The 20,218-nt window shown below is 36.8% G+C and carries 24 protein-coding genes and 1 pseudogene; 11 read left to right on the forward strand and 14 right to left on the reverse strand.

Features of this window, described 5'->3' with window-relative positions; translation table 11 throughout:
- Nucleotides 1-296 precede the first annotated feature (296 nt).
- From CD03_RS31850 to CD03_RS0100760, 5 genes are all read left to right on the forward strand, one after another.
- A complete protein-coding gene (locus tag CD03_RS31850) occupies nucleotides 297-956 on the forward strand; it encodes a response regulator transcription factor (protein ID WP_442969717.1) in 660 nt (219 codons plus the stop codon).
- The gene (locus tag CD03_RS0100745; RefSeq protein WP_027291994.1) at nucleotides 953-1,867 is read left to right on the forward strand and encodes a sensor histidine kinase; all 915 of its coding nucleotides are present in this window, start codon (nucleotides 953-955) and stop codon (nucleotides 1,865-1,867) included. The genes CD03_RS31850 and CD03_RS0100745 overlap by 4 nt, the downstream gene beginning before the upstream one ends.
- 82 nt (nucleotides 1,868-1,949) lie before the next feature.
- The gene (locus CD03_RS0100750; protein WP_027291995.1) at nucleotides 1,950-2,870 is read left to right on the forward strand and encodes an ABC transporter ATP-binding protein; all 921 of its coding nucleotides are present in this window, start codon (nucleotides 1,950-1,952) and stop codon (nucleotides 2,868-2,870) included.
- Nucleotides 2,863-3,720 carry an ABC transporter permease gene (locus tag CD03_RS31855; RefSeq protein WP_242849008.1) on the forward strand — a complete coding sequence of 286 codons (858 nt, stop codon included), beginning with the start codon at nucleotides 2,863-2,865 and terminating at the stop codon, nucleotides 3,718-3,720. Before CD03_RS0100750 ends, CD03_RS31855 begins: the two co-directional genes overlap by 8 nt.
- Nucleotides 3,611-4,438: an undecaprenyl-diphosphate phosphatase gene (locus CD03_RS0100760; RefSeq protein ID WP_027291996.1), complete on the forward strand. Its 828-nt coding sequence runs from the start codon at nucleotides 3,611-3,613 to the stop codon at nucleotides 4,436-4,438. The genes CD03_RS31855 and CD03_RS0100760 overlap by 110 nt, the downstream gene beginning before the upstream one ends.
- 63 nt (nucleotides 4,439-4,501) lie before the next feature.
- Here the strand turns inward: CD03_RS0100760 and CD03_RS31860 are convergent, their stop codons facing one another.
- Nucleotides 4,502-5,983, reverse strand: coding sequence for a C40 family peptidase (locus CD03_RS31860; protein WP_052377600.1), 1,482 nt, complete (start codon nucleotides 5,981-5,983; stop codon nucleotides 4,502-4,504).
- Between the two features lie 362 nt (nucleotides 5,984-6,345).
- On the opposite strand from CD03_RS31860, the gene CD03_RS0100770 reads away from it, so the two are divergent.
- Nucleotides 6,346-6,981: a VanZ family protein gene (locus tag CD03_RS0100770; RefSeq protein ID WP_027291997.1), complete on the forward strand. Its 636-nt coding sequence runs from the start codon at nucleotides 6,346-6,348 to the stop codon at nucleotides 6,979-6,981.
- Between the two features lie 96 nt (nucleotides 6,982-7,077).
- Nucleotides 7,078-7,488 (forward strand): DUF3788 domain-containing protein, encoded by a 411-nt coding sequence (locus tag CD03_RS0100775; protein ID WP_027291998.1) that lies wholly within the window; start codon nucleotides 7,078-7,080, stop codon nucleotides 7,486-7,488.
- Nucleotides 7,489-7,595: 107 nt separating this feature from the next.
- Here CD03_RS0100775 and CD03_RS0100780 read toward each other — a convergent pair whose 3' ends face one another.
- The 6 genes from CD03_RS0100780 to CD03_RS39265 all read right to left on the reverse strand — a co-directional run bounded on the left by CD03_RS0100780 (nucleotide 7,596) and on the right by CD03_RS39265 (nucleotide 11,466).
- A complete protein-coding gene (locus CD03_RS0100780; protein WP_027291999.1) occupies nucleotides 7,596-8,018 on the reverse strand; it encodes a GNAT family N-acetyltransferase in 423 nt (140 codons plus the stop codon).
- On the reverse strand, nucleotides 8,018-9,364 hold the full coding sequence (locus CD03_RS0100785) for an MATE family efflux transporter (protein WP_027292000.1): 1,347 nt from the start codon (nucleotides 9,362-9,364) through the stop codon (nucleotides 8,018-8,020). The genes CD03_RS0100780 and CD03_RS0100785 overlap by 1 nt, the downstream gene beginning before the upstream one ends.
- Nucleotides 9,365-9,600: 236 nt before the next feature.
- The gene (locus CD03_RS0100790; protein ID WP_027292001.1) at nucleotides 9,601-9,810 is read right to left on the reverse strand and encodes a hypothetical protein; all 210 of its coding nucleotides are present in this window, start codon (nucleotides 9,808-9,810) and stop codon (nucleotides 9,601-9,603) included.
- A 672-nt stretch (nucleotides 9,811-10,482) separates the two neighbouring features.
- Entirely contained in the window at nucleotides 10,483-10,686 is a 204-nt protein-coding gene (locus tag CD03_RS0100800) for a hypothetical protein (RefSeq protein WP_027292002.1), read from the reverse strand.
- A 44-nt stretch (nucleotides 10,687-10,730) separates the two neighbouring features.
- The gene (locus CD03_RS0100805; protein ID WP_027292003.1) at nucleotides 10,731-10,949 is read right to left on the reverse strand and encodes a hypothetical protein; all 219 of its coding nucleotides are present in this window, start codon (nucleotides 10,947-10,949) and stop codon (nucleotides 10,731-10,733) included.
- A 298-nt stretch (nucleotides 10,950-11,247) separates the two neighbouring features.
- Entirely contained in the window at nucleotides 11,248-11,466 is a 219-nt protein-coding gene (locus CD03_RS39265; protein ID WP_047833040.1) for a helix-turn-helix domain-containing protein, read from the reverse strand.
- Between the two features lie 116 nt (nucleotides 11,467-11,582).
- On the opposite strand from CD03_RS39265, the gene CD03_RS0100815 reads away from it, so the two are divergent.
- Nucleotides 11,583-11,783, forward strand: a complete 201-nt coding sequence (locus CD03_RS0100815) for a hypothetical protein (RefSeq protein ID WP_027292004.1) — start codon at nucleotides 11,583-11,585, stop codon at nucleotides 11,781-11,783.
- Nucleotides 11,784-11,797: 14 nt separating this feature from the next.
- Here CD03_RS0100815 and CD03_RS39270 read toward each other — a convergent pair whose 3' ends face one another.
- On the reverse strand, nucleotides 11,798-11,944 hold the full coding sequence (locus CD03_RS39270) for a DUF6783 domain-containing protein (RefSeq protein ID WP_334291630.1): 147 nt from the start codon (nucleotides 11,942-11,944) through the stop codon (nucleotides 11,798-11,800).
- Between the two features lie 111 nt (nucleotides 11,945-12,055).
- Nucleotides 12,056-12,361 (reverse strand): annotated as a pseudogene (locus CD03_RS36905) (winged helix-turn-helix transcriptional regulator); the annotation flags it as partial.
- 164 nt (nucleotides 12,362-12,525) lie between these two features.
- Between CD03_RS36905 and CD03_RS0100825 the strand changes: the two are divergent.
- Nucleotides 12,526-12,918, forward strand: a complete 393-nt coding sequence (locus tag CD03_RS0100825) for a pyridoxamine 5'-phosphate oxidase family protein (RefSeq protein ID WP_027292005.1) — start codon at nucleotides 12,526-12,528, stop codon at nucleotides 12,916-12,918.
- Nucleotides 12,919-13,106: 188 nt separating this feature from the next.
- Here CD03_RS0100825 and CD03_RS37620 read toward each other — a convergent pair whose 3' ends face one another.
- The 4 genes from CD03_RS37620 to CD03_RS31875 all read right to left on the reverse strand — a co-directional run bounded on the left by CD03_RS37620 (nucleotide 13,107) and on the right by CD03_RS31875 (nucleotide 17,024).
- Nucleotides 13,107-13,265 carry a hypothetical protein gene (locus tag CD03_RS37620; RefSeq protein WP_156042703.1) on the reverse strand — a complete coding sequence of 53 codons (159 nt, stop codon included), beginning with the start codon at nucleotides 13,263-13,265 and terminating at the stop codon, nucleotides 13,107-13,109.
- Complete coding sequence (locus tag CD03_RS38405) at nucleotides 13,234-14,319, reverse strand: GGDEF domain-containing protein (protein WP_044288814.1); 1,086 nt, start codon at nucleotides 14,317-14,319, stop codon at nucleotides 13,234-13,236. The genes CD03_RS37620 and CD03_RS38405 overlap by 32 nt, the downstream gene beginning before the upstream one ends.
- A gap of 406 nt (nucleotides 14,320-14,725) precedes the next feature.
- Nucleotides 14,726-14,872, reverse strand: coding sequence for a hypothetical protein (locus CD03_RS37625; RefSeq protein WP_156042704.1), 147 nt, complete (start codon nucleotides 14,870-14,872; stop codon nucleotides 14,726-14,728).
- Complete coding sequence (locus CD03_RS31875; RefSeq protein WP_052377601.1) at nucleotides 14,859-17,024, reverse strand: glycoside hydrolase family 95 protein; 2,166 nt, start codon at nucleotides 17,022-17,024, stop codon at nucleotides 14,859-14,861. The genes CD03_RS37625 and CD03_RS31875 overlap by 14 nt, the downstream gene beginning before the upstream one ends.
- 377 nt (nucleotides 17,025-17,401) lie before the next feature.
- On the opposite strand from CD03_RS31875, the gene CD03_RS31880 reads away from it, so the two are divergent.
- Nucleotides 17,402-18,481, forward strand: coding sequence for an ATP-binding cassette domain-containing protein (locus CD03_RS31880; protein ID WP_027292006.1), 1,080 nt, complete (start codon nucleotides 17,402-17,404; stop codon nucleotides 18,479-18,481).
- Nucleotides 18,471-19,778, forward strand: coding sequence for an FtsX-like permease family protein (locus tag CD03_RS0100850; protein ID WP_027292007.1), 1,308 nt, complete (start codon nucleotides 18,471-18,473; stop codon nucleotides 19,776-19,778). Before CD03_RS31880 ends, CD03_RS0100850 begins: the two co-directional genes overlap by 11 nt.
- Nucleotides 19,779-20,014: 236 nt before the next feature.
- Here CD03_RS0100850 and CD03_RS0100855 read toward each other — a convergent pair whose 3' ends face one another.
- Nucleotides 20,015-20,218: a helix-turn-helix transcriptional regulator gene (locus CD03_RS0100855; protein WP_027292008.1), complete on the reverse strand. Its 204-nt coding sequence runs from the start codon at nucleotides 20,216-20,218 to the stop codon at nucleotides 20,015-20,017.

The following is a 20,218-nucleotide window of genomic DNA, read 5'->3' on the forward strand; positions in this document are numbered from 1 at the left end:
CTGGATTTACGCTTCTGCCACTCGATTATTATTATTTTATCATTGCGCCTGTCAAAAAGTCAAGATGATTATTTCCAAATGCCTCAGATAAAACGGTTTTATTTTTTTATTTATTACCTTGTTTATTTTCCACATGCGAAATATAATAAACAGCAAAAGCAGCCTGTTCGAAAATTCATACAAAGGCATTACAATCATGTATCAATCAGATGTAATCTGATAAATTCCGAAAAATTACAGGGAGGACAGTATAAAATGAATAGCAAAATACTAATAATTGATGACGATAAAGATCTGTGTCTGTTACTGAAAAAAACTTAACCGCCGAAGGTAACCAGGTAACGCTCCGCCATGATGGAGAAAGCGGACTGGCCGAAGCAATACATTTGGAATACCAGTTGATAGTACTGGATGTTATGCTTCCCCAAAAAAGCGGCTTTGAAGTTTTGACTGAAATCAGAAAAACAAGCCATGTACCTATCCTGATGCTGACTGCCAAAGACAGCGAGATAGACAAAGTATCCGGACTGCGTATGGGTGCGGATGACTACATCACAAAACCGTTCAGCAATAATGAATTTATTGCCCGTGTTGAATCACTTTTACGAAGGTACACCTTATTTAATTCTTCCATGGAACTGGCAGATCCCGTATTGGATATTGGCAGTCTCCATATTGATCCGGCTGCACATGAAGTGCGCCAAAACAACACTGTCATTGACCTGACCGCTAAAGAATTTGATCTTTTGTATTTCTTCGCCTGCAACAGGGGCAAGGTATTTACTAAAAAACAGATTTACCGCGCAGTTTGGGATGATGAATATGCTTTTGACGATAATAATATTATGGTACACATCCGCAGATTACGTAAAAAAATAGAACCCTGCCCTGAAAAGCCGACTTATATTTTAACAATCTGGGGTGTGGGATATAAGTTTGGCGGTGATTCGTTATGACAGGATTTGTGATTTTCCTTTTGCTTCTCTTATGCTTTGGACAGTTTCTTTATATTAGCCGTCTTAGGAAACAGACGGAAGACTGGCTTTCCATTCTTCAAGCTGTTTCCCAGGGCAAACAAGAAAAGATTTTTACCAAAGGTTCCGGAATCATGTCTGATATCGGCTATGAGCTAAATGAGATTATAGAAACAAATAAAAAGAGAATTACCTATCTGAAAAAAGTAGATGAAGCAAAAAAACAGATCTTAACCAGTCTCTCCCATGATGTAAGGACCCCTCTTGCATCATTGCTTGGCTATCTGGAAGCTCTGGAAAATGGGATGGAGAATAAAACAGAACAACAGGAATATATTACTGTGGCATATCGAAAGGCGAATGATTTGAAATCCTATGTTGATATGCTTTTTGAATGGTTTAAACTCAATTCAAAAGAGCAGCAATTCCATTTTGACACTGTAGACATCAATGAACTGACGCGGGAAATAATTATAGAATGGCTTCCTGGTTTGGAAAAAGAAAACATAGAGGTCAGGGCCCAGGTCAGTGATGATGATTTACTGATATCTACTGACAGTATGGCATATAAACGTATAATCAATAATCTTATTCAAAATGCAATCCACCATGGGCATTGTACCTGCATTTCAATAATTGTTGAGCCCCGTATCGAAAAAGTGCTTATTACAGTTATAAATGACGGCAGCCATATTCCTCCTGAGCAATTACCCTACATTTTTGACCGTTTATATAAGGGTGACCATGCCCGTTCAGGCAAAGGAAGCGGACTGGGGCTTGCCATTACAAAGGAACTGGCAGAAGCTTTACATGGTGAAATAAATGTAACCAGTTCACAGACCCTGGGAACATGCTTTCAAGTCACTCTGCCGGCGCTAACGGAAATCCCGTAATGAAGTAAGAAAAAAGTAAGATCTGATAAAGGCCCCTGTCAGCTTTGGATGGTAAAATAAACTTCAGAAAGGAGTCAAACAAATGAACAACTATATGATACAAACAATCGGGCTGACAAAACAATTTGGTAATCAACTTCTCGTGGATAATGTAAATCTGCATGTACCCCAGGGCAAAATTTATGGTTTACTTGGCAGAAACGGCGCCGGAAAAACTACAACCATGCGAATGCTTTTGAATCTGGTACAGCCAACATCCGGAGAAATCCTGCTGTTTGGCAATGATTATAAAAAAAATCCCAGCAAAACTTACCGCAACATCGGAAATATTATCGAAACTCCCGGATTCTATGATAATTTAACCGCCCGGGAAAATCTACATCTGCTGGCGCGCCTGCGGGGAAGGCACCGCAAAGACACCGCAGAGCATGCCCTTAAATTAGTTGGACTTGAAAAAGAAATCAACAAACCATTTTCCAACTATTCATTAGGAATGAAACAAAGACTGGGCATTGCTGCCGCAATCATGCACGACCCCTGCCTGCTCATCCTGGACGAACCGGTGAATGGACTGGATCCAATCGGAATACATGAGATTCGGAATTTTCTGCTGGAACTGAGCAAAAAAGGAACCACTATATTTCTTTCCAGCCATGTTCTAAGTGAAATTGAACAGTTAGCTGATATTATTGGTGTTATGCATGAGGGACACTTACTGGAAGAGGTCTCCATGGAAGAACTGCACAAGCAAAACCGCCAATATGTGGAATTTATTGTTTCTGATGTAAATACTGCTTCTCTGTTACTGGAACGGCATCATGCTGTTAATGACTATTCCGTATGCGATAATCATACGATCCGGATTTTTGAATGTATTAACAGACGGGGAGAAATAAACCGGTCGTTTGTGGAAAATGGCTTACTTGTAACAAAAGTCAACATTAGTGAAGAAAAACTAGAGGATTATTTTTCAAATTTGATTGGAGGTGGCGGAATTGGTTGATCTGATTTACTGTGAAATATTAAAGCTTAAACGTTCCAAAATGCTTTTGATCAGTATTCTGGGAGCCCTAGCAGCACCGGGCATGCTGCTGCTGGAATGTCTGCAGACACATTTCGAACACCCTGAAAAAATGTTTACTCTGGCGGATATCTATGACAGTCTGCTGCTCTATACTATTATTCTAATGAACCTGTTGGTCTATATAATTATAGCCTCCTACCTGTTCAGCCGGGAATATACAGAGAAGACTTTGAAAAATATATTACCAATACCGGTTTCAAAAACATCATTTTTAACCAGTAAGTTCTGCATTTTATTTATCTGGATGATAGTTTTGTCCTTTTTCTCCTGGGGTTCTGCTTTTCTCTTGGCGCTCCTGTATCATTCCGTGTTTGGTATTGCAGAATTTCAATTTCATATTGCCCTGATTTATCTGGGAAAAATGATGTCCAGTACAATACTGATGTTTTTAATTATAACACCTTTTACATTCCTTGCCGAGAAAACAAAAAGCCTGGTTGTCCCGTTGATCATATCAGCTGCCGTCATTATGGGAAACGCTGCTTTGTCAAATCAGGATCTTGGTGCATTATATCCCTGGACAGCCATCCTATTTCTTATGCAGGGAAGTCTGGCTGCTACCGGTTACCCCGTTTGGGTTTCTGTGGCATCATCACCCTGGTGTCAATTCTGGGATTTACTGCCACCTACATCTATTTCCAGAAGGAGGATATTAAATAATGACACTGGATTTTATAGAAATACTAAAAATCATTTTTCTCGGTATTATAGAAGGCATCACGGAATGGCTTCCCATCAGCAGTACCGGACATATGCTCCTGGTAGATGAATTTATCTCTCTGAACATGAGTGAATCTTTTAAAGAAATGTTTTTCGTAGTCATACAGCTAGGTGCTATTTTAGCTGTTGTAATGGTTTTCTGGAAAAAAATGTTTCCGTTTCAGTTTAAAAATAAAAAGCAGCCAATTATTATTAAAGATACTTTTTCCATGTGGTTTAAAGTTGTAGTAGCATGTATTCCAGGCGCAGTGGTAACCATTCTGTTTGATGATTATATCGATGCCCACCTGCACACTCCCATAGTGATTGCAGCCGCTTTAATCTTCTACGGAATTACATTTATCTTAGTGGAAAACTGGAATAAAAAAAGATTGCCTAAGGTTGTTCACCTGTCGGATATTACTTATCAAACAGCCTTACTCATCGGATTATTCCAGGTATTATCCATAATTCCCGGCACATCCCGCTCTGGTGCTACCATTGTTGGTGCATTACTGATCGGAGTATCCAGAATCGCAGCAGCAGAATTTACATTTTTCCTTGCAGTACCTGTTATGTTTGGTTTAAGTGCACTTAAGATGTTAAAATTTGGTTTTCATTTTGGGGGAAATGAAATATTGGCTTTAATAGTTGGAATGGTTGTAGCATTTCTCGTATCGCTGGCAGTTATTAAATTTTTGATGAGCTATATTAAAAAACATGATTTTAAGGTGTTTGGATGGTATCGGATAGGTTTAGGAATTGTTGTACTCGCAAGTTTGATTTAGCTGGATCTAAAAAAGGCATCATACCAAAACTTTGATATGATGCCTTCCTTTTGTTATTGTTTCTTATATGTATCTCTTTATAGCATATACACTATCAAAATACATGCCAGATACAATAATTCCGCTTGTCGGATTACTTGCATGTACCACCTGGCCTCCGCCAATGCAAAGTGCTACATGATAAATATAACCACTTTCATCAACATAGAATACCAGATCGCCTGCCTGTTCATTACCCGGGGATACAGACGTACCGCCGGCAGCCTGATCTTCAGCCACACGTGCAAGAGAAATACCAAAGTTTGCCATTACAGATTGTACAAATCCTGAACAATCCGCACCATTTGTCAAACTAGTTCCACCCCAAACATATGGGTTTCCTACAAACTGGAGTGCATAGTTCGCAATATTGCTTCCCAGTCCAGAATTAGATGAATCTGAAGAAGAGTTGCCTGGTGCTTCTGTTTCAGGAGTGTTTGTCACCGGAGTTTCTGTCTCCGGCGCTTCCGTTTCAGCAGTTTCCGGTACTTCTGTTTCCGGAGCTTCTGTTTCTGGAGCATTTGTCTCTGGCGCTTCTGTTTCCGGTACAGTTGTTTCCGGTACAGTTGTCTCTGGTGCATTTGTCTCTGTTGTTTCCGTCTCTAATGCTTCTGTCGCAGCTGTTTCTGTAGTTTCTGTTGTCGGGATATTTGTTTCAGCTGTTTCAGGAGTTTCTGTTGCGGATGCGTTTGTTTCTGGTGCTTCAGTCTCTGGAACATTTGTCTCAGGTTTCACAACTTCCGTCTGTGTCACAGGATTCTTCTCCTGCTCTTTTTTGGCTGCTTCTTCTGCTGCCAGCCTTGCATCTTCCTGAGCCTTCTGATATGCCTGCCATTCACCATCCAGTCTGGCCTGCTCCTCTTCCAGTGATTCTGCCTCATCAAATCTAACTTCACAGGTAACATACTGCTTAGCAACATAGCCTTCGCGTCCGTCACTCATTTGTACTTTTACCCAATCCCCAGCATCTGAGATCACGGAGTATGCTTCAGATTCCATAGCTGTATCAACAACTTCAGCATCTTCACTAGCCTCCAAACGTACATTTAATACCTCTGCATTAATTACTGCCACTTCCCAGCCAAATTCTCTGGCCAGTTCTGCTGCTTTTTCACCGCTTACAACGAGATCTTTCTTCACATAGCCTTTTACAGAACCTGACTCAATCAGATACCAGTCGCCTTCTTCTTTTACAATTACTCCTGCTCTGTGATTATAGAGTTTTCCCAGAATTTCCCCATCCTCTGCATTTGCAGATTTACGGATGTTCACATACTGTTCTTCCGGTTTCACGCCTTCTTTTTTTTCTAAATCAGCGATAACCATCTTATCATAGGGAACTGCTTTTTTCGCTTCTGTTGTGTCTGTCTGTACATTTTCTACGTGTACAGCTACTCCTACAAGAGCCATCCCGGTATTCGCAGCCATTGATACAAGACTCATTCCACCAAATGCCATTACACTGATGGCAAGAAGGCCTGCAATTTTCAGCATACGTCTTTTCATAATAATCGCATACCTCTCTTTCGTTACAATTTTTTCATAGTTATTACGTTTCTATTACATCCCGCAACATTATTTTAACATTTTTGCCTTAATCTGTCAATCTGTCAATTACACTTCACAGTTTCTTCGTCCAGGCAGCAGTTATCTGTAAAATCCCAGGAAACTAATAACTAATCTTTATCGTCGGTTCTTCTTAAAAACTCAACAAAAGCAAAAATTATTGAAATTACGGTAAGAACGGATACAATTAGTACCTAAAATGATAATTCGTAAGAAAATCTTCAGAAATACTCAGGTTTATATCAACCTTTTTTTAATAATCATGTTGTAAAATATAGTAAAAAAGAAAGCGGGCATTTATAATGGAAAATCAATTGAGTATTATGGAAGCAATAATGGATTTGCTATGTTTAAGACCCTTGTATCTGTTGGGATTGGGGGTAACCGGGTTATTATTGTACTTGATATTTCGAAGAAACAAACAGTTGCCAAAAATAAAGATTACAATTGGTTCTGTTCTATTGTATTATTATCTGTGTATCGTTTTAAATAATATAGTTGGCATTCCAACAATAAGCGAATTCAATAGGCTAACAAATCTGGGGGAAACATTTTTTCATCCTAATATTAGCTGGATACCGTTCGTAAATGGTATCGGCTTAGAATTCATACTGAATATATTTTGTTTTATACCATTAGGATTTCTGTGCCCAGTCATAAGTAAGACATATAACCAAATAAAAAATGCAGCACTGCTTGGTTTTGGTTTATCACTTGCCATCGAAATAAGCCAGTTATTTACATTATACAGAGCCACAGATATCAATGACCTGATTGCAAATGTACTTGGAACAATCGTTGGCTTATTGTGTTTTAGACTTGTTGTTAAACCAGGGAAGATGAAATCCGCTTCCAAACATTGTGCTTCTGTACAAAATGAATGGTTTCTGCCCATTTTCATAATCCTATGGGCTTTTGTAATTGTTTTTATTAGTTAATGATATTTACTATGGCTTCTGTTCCAGCCATTTGTGTGATGTGTTTTCATGACTATTTTATGGAAGAACACTACAAGATTCACGGGAGGTACTTCTATGTACGAAAGGATGTTAAACAAACAAGAAATACCCACAATAGCAGAAATGACAGAATATTGTGGTAAGAATGCAATATTATTTGCCAATCTCAATGAGTGGCTGTCTAAAACATATGACACCGTGCAGAAAGTTACTTTCCCATATGGCAATAATTATGGGTGGGGTATATCTCACAAAAAGAAACAAAAACTCTTATGCAATATTTTTGCTGAACATAATGCTTTTACAGTTATGATAAGATTATCGAACGGACAGTTCCAAACAATATATGCCAATGTGCAAAAATACACCCAGGATTATATTGATCATAAATATCCTTGTGGTGACGGTGGGTGGATACATTACCGCGTCACATGTAAAGAACACTTTGACGATATACAAAAAATATTATCGGCTAAATGTTCATGAAAATATCTGTGTGAATTTCAGTAATCACCACTACAAGTCTGCAGCGCCAAATATTGTGAGTGCCAAGCTTGTGGGATTGCAGCAGCAATTCACTGTCCTCAGCCAGATTAAAGTTGTTTTCTCATCCATATATGAGGGCATCCCTCATCATCATCTACGCCCCCATATTGGGAAAATCCCAGTTTTTGATAAAAAGAGCTTACTCTGCATTGTGCATGAAGGTCCACTCTATGCCCCCCTTTTTCAAAGACATATTTTTCTGCTTCATTTATTACATACGCCCCGATATTCTTTCCTCTGTATTCTTTAAGAACCGCCAGGCGTCCGATACAATAAGAATCTATTTGAGTATCCCTAAATACCCGGCAGGTTGCAATTGGCAGTTCCTTTTCATTGTATATTACAATATGCGCGGCCTCATCATCTATTTCATCAAATTCATTTTTAAAGCCCTGTTCTTCCATAAAAACTGCTTTCCGTATTACTTTTGCATCTTTCGGTAAACTTTCCATATAAATTTTTGTAATCATTATGCCTGGCTTCCTTTCATATTATAATTAGTTATCTTTTTCTTCCACAATATGCGCAGCAGATAAAGCAGCAGCAGAACTCCCCAGGAACCAGCTTCTGCATATGCAATAATCATATTACCACATAGTCCGACAAAGCCATATGAAAATATAATACGTGATATCAATGCAATACCACCTGCAATACTTGAAAACAGTACATCTCCAATTCCTTCTATATAACCCCGAATCGACATTGCAATGCCGTAAACCGCATAAAAACCAGCAATGCTCCGAAAGAACTGCTTTCCAATCTCCGTTGCCTCCTGACTTACTCCAAACATAGCAATTAAGTATCCACCTGTTTCCACCACCAGCCACGTCAGCATTAGCGATACGCATAACATCAGCGCAGTCCCAACAAATACAATCTTTGGAATTTGTTTTCTTCTTCCAGCTCCAAAATTCTGTGCTACAATGGTAGCTATTCCGGATCCAAGATTAATAATTGGCAAAAGTATCATTGTGTCCACACGATATGCCGTCGTTATTGCTGCAACGGTCTGCGTTCCGAATCCGTTCATGAAATTTTGCAGTATGAGACCTCCAAGGGAACTTATACAGGATTGGATCATAGGCGGTATGCCAAAATGAAGTCCCTCCCTTATAACAAAACGATCCAATGACCATTCCTTGAGAGAGAAGCACAGACAGGGGTATTTCTTCACGCTGTATAAAATGATAAATATTGTCATAACAGCTTGGGAAACCACCGTTGCGACAGCCGCACCGACAACACCCCAATGAAAAACACCTACAAATACAATGTCTAAAATAACATTCACAATTGAAGAACACAAAACAGCCCCAAAGGGCGCACGGCTATTCCCAATCCCCCGAAGCGCTGAGGAATAAACGTTATATACAGCTAGAATCGGCATACCAATCAGGATGATCTGCAGATAATCCTTTGCCATATGAATCGTATCCTGTGTCGTATTCATCAAAAGAAGTAACCGGTACGCTCCTATCATCCCTATTACCGGCACAACCAAAAAAGCACCACCCATTACCACAGAAAATACCGAAAGTATTTTTGATATATGGGCCATTTTCCCACCACCAAATTTCTGGGCAAATAAAATGGAAAGACCAAGTGTAAATCCCGTAATTGCAGTTAGAAAAAAATTAATGACAGTACTGGTTGAACCGATTGCTGCAAGTGCCTCTTCTCCAACTACATTTCCTACTATAAAAGCATCTGCCCAATTATAAAGCTGCTGTAAAATGCCACTTAAAATAAGTGGCAAGCAAAACTTGATTAATGAAAATGCTACGTTTTCTGTTTTATTTTTATCTCTGTACATCTTCGATATCTCCTAAAAGCCAAAAAAACGTATGCAAGAATATAGCCTCGCATACGGTAGGTGCTCACCCGATAACAACATGAAGTATATCAAATTATAAAAGCATTTACAAGATAAAAATCAAACTCACTCTGTCAAAATCAATAAAACAAGATTCAATTAATAAAAAAGAGACATACTACATGTACGCCTCTGCGATTCTATATTCCTTATCTTACTTTTATACAAGCTGGTGACTAGTCAGTAATCAATGTCAGAATATCTTCGATAGATTTCCCGCTTTCCTGAATCATATCATAAAGCTGACCCAGTGCTTCTTCTCTTTTCTTCTGTTCCAGTGCTTTTTTCTGATCTAACAAAGCATCCATTTTAGACTGAACTTTTGCAATTTGTTCGTCTATAACCGCGATCTGATCGTCAATTGATTTTCTTTGTCCTCTTGCCATGATTAATTCCTCCAATATAATTTACTTTTAATGTTAATATTGTAAATCATTATTGGCTATTTGTCCAGGTTATATACAAGTGTTTTATAAAAGTTGATGCTATATTTAACTAATTAAGGAGTTTAAAGTAGCAGCAAGTATCCTTTTTCTTGACATACCAGGATTTTAAATGGCAAAACCATCTTTTTGTTTTCTTTTTACCATACGAAGAATAAATACAATTACAACAATTTTTATCCATAATCCTCCATTCTCCAAGCTACCTTCTATATATGTGATTTGTCTTAACAATAGGCCATGATATTTCTTACATTGATTTATTTGATATAATTATCAAACAATGTAGACTTTATTTGACGTATGGTATATAATAAGAATTGTGGAAAAAATACACATATTTTTCCTTTTTATGGCTGTAAAATAAAGTCTACATTTTTTGACTTATGTATAAAATATCTATTATTCCGGTAGTCTTTAAAGTATGAATTAACAATCAATAAATCAAATTTGATAATTTTTCCCTTATAGATTAAAATAATAAAAAAGAGCCGTTTTGAACTGCCCCCAATAAGTTAGAACTAAAAACCAACTTATTGGGGGCACCTCATTTTTGACTCTTTTTACATCCGGATTCATATGGATATCTTGAGATTCCAGGGCTTATACATTTTGTTACACCATTATCTTCCTATTTATATATGGGACGATTTTTACTTTCAGTCTTCGGCACGCTTTATGGTACATTTTTAAGGCTTCCCTCTCCGATAGTTCTTCCCCAGACCAGTTTAATTCCATGTTGGGAAAGAACATACGGATTAATTCGAATAGAAGTCTTGCATTCTCATTTTCAAAAGGAATATTATTTATGGTAGTCATAAATTATCATCTCCATTTCTTTCATAAATATGTAGCTCAAAGAGTTAACATGCAATTATATTGTAGACTGGAATATACCGCTTGTTGTTTATTTCTGGAATTTGAAGACCTTTTGCATGATAATACATAGCGAGTGCCTGCTCTTCTGAGAGTGGCTGCCCCTTAAGATCCAGTGATGGATAATGGCTTTCTATTTCCTGGAACAGCAGCTCTGCACTCTCATTTTCAAATTTTATATCTTTGTGTTTCATTTTTTTGCTCATGTGAATCGTCCTTTTACCAAACATATGTTTGTGTTTTATATTTATTATAACCACTAATAATTTTATTGTCAAGTTGTGATTGTATCTATTAGACGTCATGTACAGCGCCAGGGGTGTTTTAATCGATATGGATGATGAGTGGATTATGCTGGAAAGAGAAGAAAAATCAAAAAAGTCAGTAAAAGTGCTGAGAATTGAAAAAGTCGGAGGAATAAAAGAAATTATACATACGGATTGTTAGTTAAATATATTTCATTTGGAGAGCAGATTGATGACTGCTCTCCTGCTTTACTTATTTTTACAGTTGCTGATCCTCATCGGAAGGAACATATCTGCAGATATCTGACACATCGCATTTTAAAATTCTGCATAAGTCATTCAATTTTTGTGTAGTGATACCCTTATTGTGTTTTAGCTTATTTAAGGTACTAAAAGAAATTTTGTGCTTATTTGTTAAAGTATAGTATGTTTCGTCAGATTTTCTCAATGTCTCCCAAAATGGTTTAAAATCGATCATGCTAATTCCTACCTTTCAATTAATAATAGACTTAGCATAAATTATATTCTTATTCTTGAATATATTCTTATTTGAGAATATAATATATTACATAGTATAAGGGAGGTACTGAGCATATGATTGAATATCTGCAAGCCTATAGGAATCACATTAAACATGGTACAAGCAGAGTTTCTTTTTTGGTGGAACTTTACCATTGGAAGTTAGTTGATAACGATTATGATTTTTTGTGGGAAATTATGCCGCCTGATATTTCTGATAAAGAATTATTCGAATTCTGCAGAAAAGTACCAGGTTTTTTAAAAGATTATAATTAAAAATGAAGAGTAGTTTATATACTCTTCCATTTTGCACCAGAGCGTGATTTTAATTTGCTTTCTGGCAGCTGTGCGTCACACTTTGTGGCCGATTTGACCCGGATGGAGGGCGCGCAGCGGGCTACGTAACCTGAATTCGGGGTAAATATGACTAAAAATATATAGAATCAAAAAATAGAAGAACCGCCGAAAATTAACAGCAATCCTCCTACTACATTTTCATTTCTTTAAAAACATACGCGCTCTTACTGCAGTGTCTGTCTACAACTGATTTATTCCTGATTTTCCGTCATAGATTCCACATTATTTAACATTTCATAACATTTAGAACATGCAAAATTATTTTCAACGCACATATCTATATCGCAGTTGGTTGTTTCTTTAATATAAGATACCCCCCACTCCATGATGTTTATCATCACGGGGATGAAGCTCTTGCCGATTTCAGTGATGGAATATTCAACTTTCGGCGGAACCTCTTTGAAAACCTCTCTATGTATCAGCTTATCTCTTTCTAATTCCCGCAATTGCTGGGTAAGGACACCTCGTGACACATCGGGTATGAGTCTCTGCAGTTCGCCAAAACGCTTTTATCATTCATGTAAATCCGCTCCTTTATCCAATAGTCACATTTTTATGACTATGTAATAAAAATATGCGTACTTGAAAAGCATATCCTATTAATGTAACATTATATAGCAACGATGACTGACGGTCAATCGAAAAAAAGGAGGTAACATTCATGAAAGAAGTATTTGATTTTTTAAAAAAATGTGGAACCTATTATATCGCAACGATAGACGGAGATAAACCAAGAGTCCGCCCATTTGGAACTGTGGATATCTTCGAAAACAAAATGTATATCCAAACCGGAAAAACTAAAAATGTGTCAAAACAGATTCATTCTAATCCGCAAATCGAAATCTGTGGAATGGCAGATGGTAAATGGATCCGCGTGGAAGCTGCTGCTATTGAAGACGACAACGTTGAAGCAAGGAAACACATGCTTGACGCCTATCCTGAATTGCAGAAAATGTATTCAGCTTATGATGGCAATACCGAAGTTTTTTATCTAAAAGATGCTATTGCTACTATCTCCTCATTTACAGAAGCTCCCGTGACTATTAAGTTTTAATTCACAGATTTGCACCGTACCGGCAGCAGATCTAGACAAGCCACCACACATTTTTATACATAGTTTCGCATTTTCACGCCCCCTTATATTATTTTTGACGTTCCCTAAAATCCGGTTTGTAATCAACAATATTAAGGGGGCGGTCATGGGATAAAATGCAATCCAGACCTTAATAAAAATCAGTGCTGTTATTTCCTGAGCAAAGCTTTTACTTCTTTTGATGATAAACAATATTGCTTTGCAACTGTCTTGATATCCTGAATCTCTTTATACGTTTTGCTGATAGCCTCACTACTAATTTCTGCAACTTCCGGCTCATTCATGTATTCTTTCATTTGTTCTTTCATTTGTTCTCCTTTTGATATCGGCAATCACTCTGTTTTTTCCACTCCGCTTTCCCTGATATAATAAGTTATCTGCCTGATCGATCCAGTCGTTCAACGGTAAGTTATTAGTTCCTTTTGTCACACCAAATGTTATTGTGACCGGAATAGAACTATCATTATATTGAAACTGGTAATTACTTATCCAGCGGCAAAAAGATTCCAGTTGTTTTTTGGGATCACTGTATTCTGCTTCTGAAAAAACCAGTACAAATTCCTCCCCACCCCACCGGCAAAGAAATACATTCGGATCAAATTGGGAACGCATCTGCTCAGCCATTTCTTTTAAGATAAAATCGCCGCATATATGCCCGTAGGTATCGTTAACTCTTTTGAAATTATCAATATCACCTATTGCCAGATAACTGTTATCGCCAGGACAGATATTGAAGCAGTCTTTTAAATAACGACGGCTGTATAATCCGGTAAGCTGGTCATAATCTGCCAGTTCACGCAGATTCCTATTTTCATTAATCAGCTCTTTTTTATTTACTAATGCACTTATTTTAGAAACGTATGCTGTGTAGAGTATCATAATAAACATACTGATGCTGTTGCAGCTAAAGTAAAGATATAAAGATGTCTTTTCTGAATAAACCATTGGGTTATGTCTTATAAAATAAAAGTACAATATAAACATTGTCGCTATATGCATGAATGAAAATATATAAGGTGTATATGAGGAACGAAACGGGCAGAAGTAGACCATACTCGCCATTGCTATTAAAAACATGTAAAAACCCGCATCCCATCCAAACAGCAGTGTTTGTGTGATAACAAAAATACATGCTTCCAAATGGATCAGAACCACAGTAAGTGCATATTTATGTTTACTGACAATCATCACTAATATGGTATAAAATAACACACTCAAAATATTATAGGCAAATGCAGGAACAATTTGAAAATAAATGTATATAAATGCATATACCATATGTAAGATGATACCCAGAAATGCGATGTTGCGATATACATTATGAATATAATCGATATCGTTCTGATTCTGTGATTTCAGCATTTTGTATCCTCCTGCTCTCTGGAGCATTTTTATATTTTTGTATCATAGTACTCCATCCGAACAGTAGTGTGTTTCGACCATTCTGTGTGATATGTGTGAAAAAAGATTAATTTCTCCTTGCAAAGCGTCCCTTAATCAGTTAAACCCAAATTATTCCTGCTCTTCTAAAGTTACAAATATTCATTCACTTCTATTAAAACTGATAAATTTATTATAGTATAGCATCCTTAATAAAGGAAGTAAACGAAAGCTTTTATATACGTATGAAAATTATTCTCTGCATCTGCAATCCCTTCTTTGCGGTATTTTTCCACTAATTCAGGATGTATAGCGGGCTGCGTTGCCTGAACTTTGAAAAAATCTCCAACCACATAAATATGGCTGGAGATAAATAATTACTATAACATTATTTGACTCTAACTTCACAAACTGCCTGCATCCCGCTGCTTGTCTTTACTGTGATACTTGCATTTCCTCTTTTTATTCCATTTACAACACCTTTATTCGCTTTATGTCTATCTCTAATAATATTCCGGCAATTACCCTTCTTCATGAATCTCATACTTTTCTAAAACATGATCTTTCCAACGAATATCAATGGTTCTGTTACCTTTGATCCGAAGACCTTTCACACACCCATCTTTCCATTCCTCCGGAAGTGCCGGAAGTATCTTCAATTCTCCTCCTCTGTCCTGCACAAGCATATTTGCAATGGCTGCGCTGCCGGCGAAGTTACCGTCGATCTGAAATGGCGGATGCATATCCCAGAGATTAGGATAGGTAGATCTGGTAAGCAGGGTTCTCAGATATTCAAAGCTCATTTTGGCATCCCCCATGACAGCAAATACCTGAACGATCCATCCACAGCTCCATCCTGTGTGGCCTCCACCATTTTCCAGCCTTCTGTCCAGCGTTTTGCGGCAGGCTTCTTTCAGATATTCTTCTTCAAACAGCTCCGCCGGATACATTCCATACAAATGGGATATATGGCGGTGCCCCGGCTCAGATTCTTCATAATCAACAGGCCACTCCTGGAGCTGTCCATATTTGCCGATCTTATAGGGATATAATTTTGCTTCTTTTTCTTCTATTTCCTGCAATAATTCATCTTCTATTTCTAACTCTGCACATATCTTTTTAAAATCTCCAAACACTTCCCGGATAATCGTCATATCCATGGTGCAGGCATAGGTCAGAGACGCTTTTTTCCCTTCTTTGCCGGGTACGAGAAAAACATTTTCCGGAGAAGCGGACGGACAGGTTACATAATAACCCTGATACGGCACCAGCCAGTCTGCGCAGAACAGCGCTGCCTGTTTCAAAACCGGATATGCAGTTTCCTTCAAAAATTCTTTATTGCGGTGATACTCATAGTGCTTCCAGAATTCCTCACACATCCAGGCCCCTCCCAGCGGGAAAAACGAATAACACCCACTGTTTTCCTGTCCCCCGGTTTTTCCATGGGCCACTCCAACCGGATTGGTGTTCATCCAGTAGTCCGTATTGTGGGACACGGTAAATCCTCTGCATCCGAAATGTGTTTGTGCCGTTTTCTGCCCCTCAATGCTTAATCCTTTTACAAAGTTGAAGTATGGCTCCAGGCACTCTGCAAGATTGCAGCTCTGTGCATGCCAATAGTTCATCTGGGCATTGATGTTTGTGGTGAAATTACAACTCCAGGGCGCACGGAATTCCCAGTTCCAGATTCCCTGCAGATTCGCCGGTATTCCCCCTTCTCTGGAGGAACTGATTAACAGATATCTTCCATATTGGAAATATAATGCATACATCGCCGTATCTTCAATTCCATCTTTCATATTCTGTAAGCGAATATCGGTTGGCACATCCGGTTGACTGCCCAGATCCAGTTCTACCCTGTTGTAAAGGTTCCCATAGTCCAATTCGTGCTTTTCTTTAACCCCTTTATATCCGCAGCTGTTAAATTCAGAGACCACATCGGGATTCCTGACTGCGGTCAATGCTATTATTATTTCCGAAGCATTATTCACTGCCAGGACTGTCTTTTCCTCTTCGAATACGATTTCATGTGTTCCATCTGTTGACAGCAGGGTCAGATCTGCATGAAATTTCTGTCCGCGATCTCCCCATATAACAGGTGTTTCACTGTCCACATAACTTGGGTCTACATGCTCCGGGCAAGTTCCATTCATGCGGATCATCCCAGGCTTACTTTCATAAACCGGTTTTAAATCGCTTTCAATGGATACCCGAATCCCCATTACGCTTGCACTGCTGGAAAGCCGTATGTACATTGCTTTGGACGGAAAACTAGCAAAAAATTCTCTACTATAACTCACCCCGTCAACATCATAGGCGACACTTGCCAAAGCATGGTCAATATCCAGTCTCCGCACATAGTTTTCTACATTACTGCCATGGGAGAACTCTATTTTCAGATTTCCAAGCGGCAGATAGCTCTCTGTAAATTCAGCCAGCATTTTTTCTTCCACTAACCGCTGTGCTTCTGCATTTTTCCCATCAAATATCAGTTTTCTTGCTTCGGGTAAAAATTCCAGTGCATTTTTATTATTCTTATCATGCTGATAACCTGACCATATCGTTTCTTCATTTAGACCTATGAGCTCCTGGCTGATATTCCCCCAGATCATTCCTCCCAGGCTTCCATTGCCGATGGGAAGTGTTTCTTCCCACCTGGCAGCGGGCTGCTTATAATATAATTCCATAAAATCCTCCTGATTAAATTCTATTCTATTTTTATTACATTTTACTTTCTTTCTATTATTCTGTATTTCCCTTATACATTTTAATACATCTTGGGCACAAAGGGAAGAATTATCTTTGATATGACGATATGAGTGATACATAAGCTTTAGCACATTAAAATTTGCGGACTTCAATAATTGTTTCCTAAAGTGCGAAATGCTATAATCTAAGTCAGAAGATAATTTTAATCATTATAAATGCAAATTACATCTATAACTCAACCAAAGATAGAGTTGTGAATAATCAAACAGATAACTCTACCTTTGGTTGGTGTTAAATGTGATGTATTTATATTAAATTTGATATGTAGATTACATTAAAATTTGGAGGGATAACAGTGAATCAAGTAAAAATCGGGAAATTTATAGCTCATTGCCGTAAGCAAAAAGGGCTGACTCAAAGTCAATTAGCAGAAAAATTTGGTATTACAGATAAAGCAATATCCAAATGGGAAAATGGTAAGTCAATGCCAGATTTATCATTATTTATGCCTTTATGTAATTTGCTGGGAATAACCTTAAACGAGTTATTACTCGGAGAATACATTACAGAGGAAGATATAAAAGAAAAATCAAATCAAGTTCTTTATGAAATTATTAATGCCTGGATTGGAAAGGATAGAAGTTTTTCATATATGTCAAAAAAACAATCAGAAGTTATACTAAAGGTGTCTGATTTGACTAAAATATACTCAAATAACGATTCTGAAGTTCGTGCAATTAATAATGTTAATTTTGAAATTCATAAAGGCAGTATCGTTGGAATCATGGGGGCATCAGGTTCAGGGAAAACAACATTGCTTAATATGGCAGCTACTGTTGACACGCCAACAAGTGGAACTATTATCATAAATGGGCAAGACTTGAAAACAATTTCCCCAAAAAATTTAGCAAAGTTCCGGCGTGAAAATCTTGGGTTTGTGTTTCAAGACTATAATCTTCTTGATACTTTGACAATTTATGAAAATATTGCATTGGCTCTAACAATTAAAGCATTCCCTAAAGAGAAAATAAAAGAAAAAATTGAAAGCATAGCGGACACTTTGAATATTTTTGACGTGCTGCAAAAGTTTCCTTATGAAGTGTCTGGAGGTCAACGTCAGCGTTGTGCCTGTGCAAGAGCTATTGCCGTAAATCCTAGTATAATTCTGGCAGATGAACCTACGGGAGCTTTAGATACTATTTCTGCAAAGCAGTTATTAGATACCATATGTTTGCTTCGTCAAAAATATAATGCGACTATTTTGTTAGTGACTCATGACACAGTATCTGCTAGTTATTGTGATAGAATTTTATTTTTGCAAGATGGTAAGATTCTTACGGTAATTCAAAGAAAAGAAGAACCTAAGCAGTGCTTTTTCACTCGTATATTAGATACAATAGCTAAAATTGAGGGAGGTGCTAACCATGTACTTTAGATTAGCTCTCAGAAATGCAAAACGCTCTATGATTGATTATCTATTGTATACTTTTACTTTAGTAATTCTACTCACAATTATGTCTGTCAGCAATTATATTTCGATGATTAGTAATATTAATTTTGGTTTTCAAACAGTATCTCTCCCCATACTGATCATTCTGATTTCGATTGTGCTTGTGGGATATATCAATAAATTTATGTTAACGCAGCGGTCTAAAGAATTTGCAAATTATTTACTTATGGGAATGGAAAAAAATTATTTAATTAAAATGTTCGTGATAGAATTTAATGGAATTAGTCTTATTTGTTTTTTTATTAGTAGTTTACTTTGTTTTCCAATTTGCTATTTGACTGCGATTTTACTCAATATAAATATGTCAGTAATTATATTCATTCAAAGCATATTTCACGGAGTCATTTATTTTATAATCATTGAATCGTTTTCCACTTGTTTAATTATATATCGTATAAAAGATTTACAGATATGTGAACTAATGAAAGAGAAAAAGCGTAATGAAAGTTCAACTGTAAAATATAATTATCAGTTTTGGTATTTTATATTTTTGAGTAGTTTTATATGTTTTGTATTTATGCTTTGCGCAATAGTGTTTTCATCAGAAGACTTTGTATTTCTTTTAATACCGAGTATTTCTTTACCAATATTACTGAACGTATTTTCATTTTATAATTGGTTATTTCAACTGCTAATTTCAAAAAGAAAAGAATGCAATGAAAAGCTGTATAAAAAAGAATATCTCTATTTAGTTGGTAAAATCACTTCCGCTTCAAAGAGTAACACTATCATAAATACTGTTTTTTGTTGCTGTTTGCTGTTTTCAGCAATGGCATTCATATTCGGTGTACTAATGTTTACAGACACAGATTTGTTTTTAAATAAAGATATTCAAAATTGGATGGGAGTATTACAAATTTTCATCTGTATAATTTTTATTGTTTTATTTTTCTCTATTATTTCATTAAAAGAGATTATAGAAAATAAACATAAGGAAGAGGAAGTAAGGCTATTAACTTATCTAGGAAAAGATAAAAAACAACTGAAATCATTAATAAGAAAACAAACATTAATAAATTTATCTATCCCTTCATTTATGGCTTTTGTTATATTGTTAGTTGCTACACCACTAATTAATCATAAGGTAAACACTTTGCTTCCAAACGTATTGAATAATATTTGTTTATATTCATTAGGTGTCTACACTTTATGTTTTCTGGTATTGTACTTTTGCTACTATATTATTGTATATGTTATTAATACCAAAAATATAAATTATTAACATAGATATTTTAGATATAGATATTCTTAAATACAGCAAATAAAAACCGCAGATTATGAATCATTAATTAGTGAATTATAATCTGCGGTTTTGTAACATTTATCATATGCTTTTAATTATAGTGTCATATCTAAGTTCTTTTGTAAGTGGTAAAATAGTAGTAAATCAAATGCAAAACCTGAGTTATTGCTGATAAACCTTGTGTTTAAGCGATAATCTGTATATCGCTTTTAAACTTAATCAAATATAAATATATCCTCTATAGATGCTCCTACCACTCTGGAAATATCGATTGCCAGCTTTAACGATGGGTTATATTGAGCTTTTTCTAACCGCATTATAGTTTCCCGGCGTACTCCCACCTCATTAGCCAGCTCTTCCTGCGTCATTTCTTTTAACTGCCTGTATTTTTTTAAATTGCATACAAAATCTGCTCCCAT

It is taken from the genome of Robinsoniella sp. KNHs210 (assembly GCF_000686105.1).
Classification (GTDB): domain Bacteria; phylum Bacillota; class Clostridia; order Lachnospirales; family Lachnospiraceae; genus Robinsoniella; species Robinsoniella peoriensis.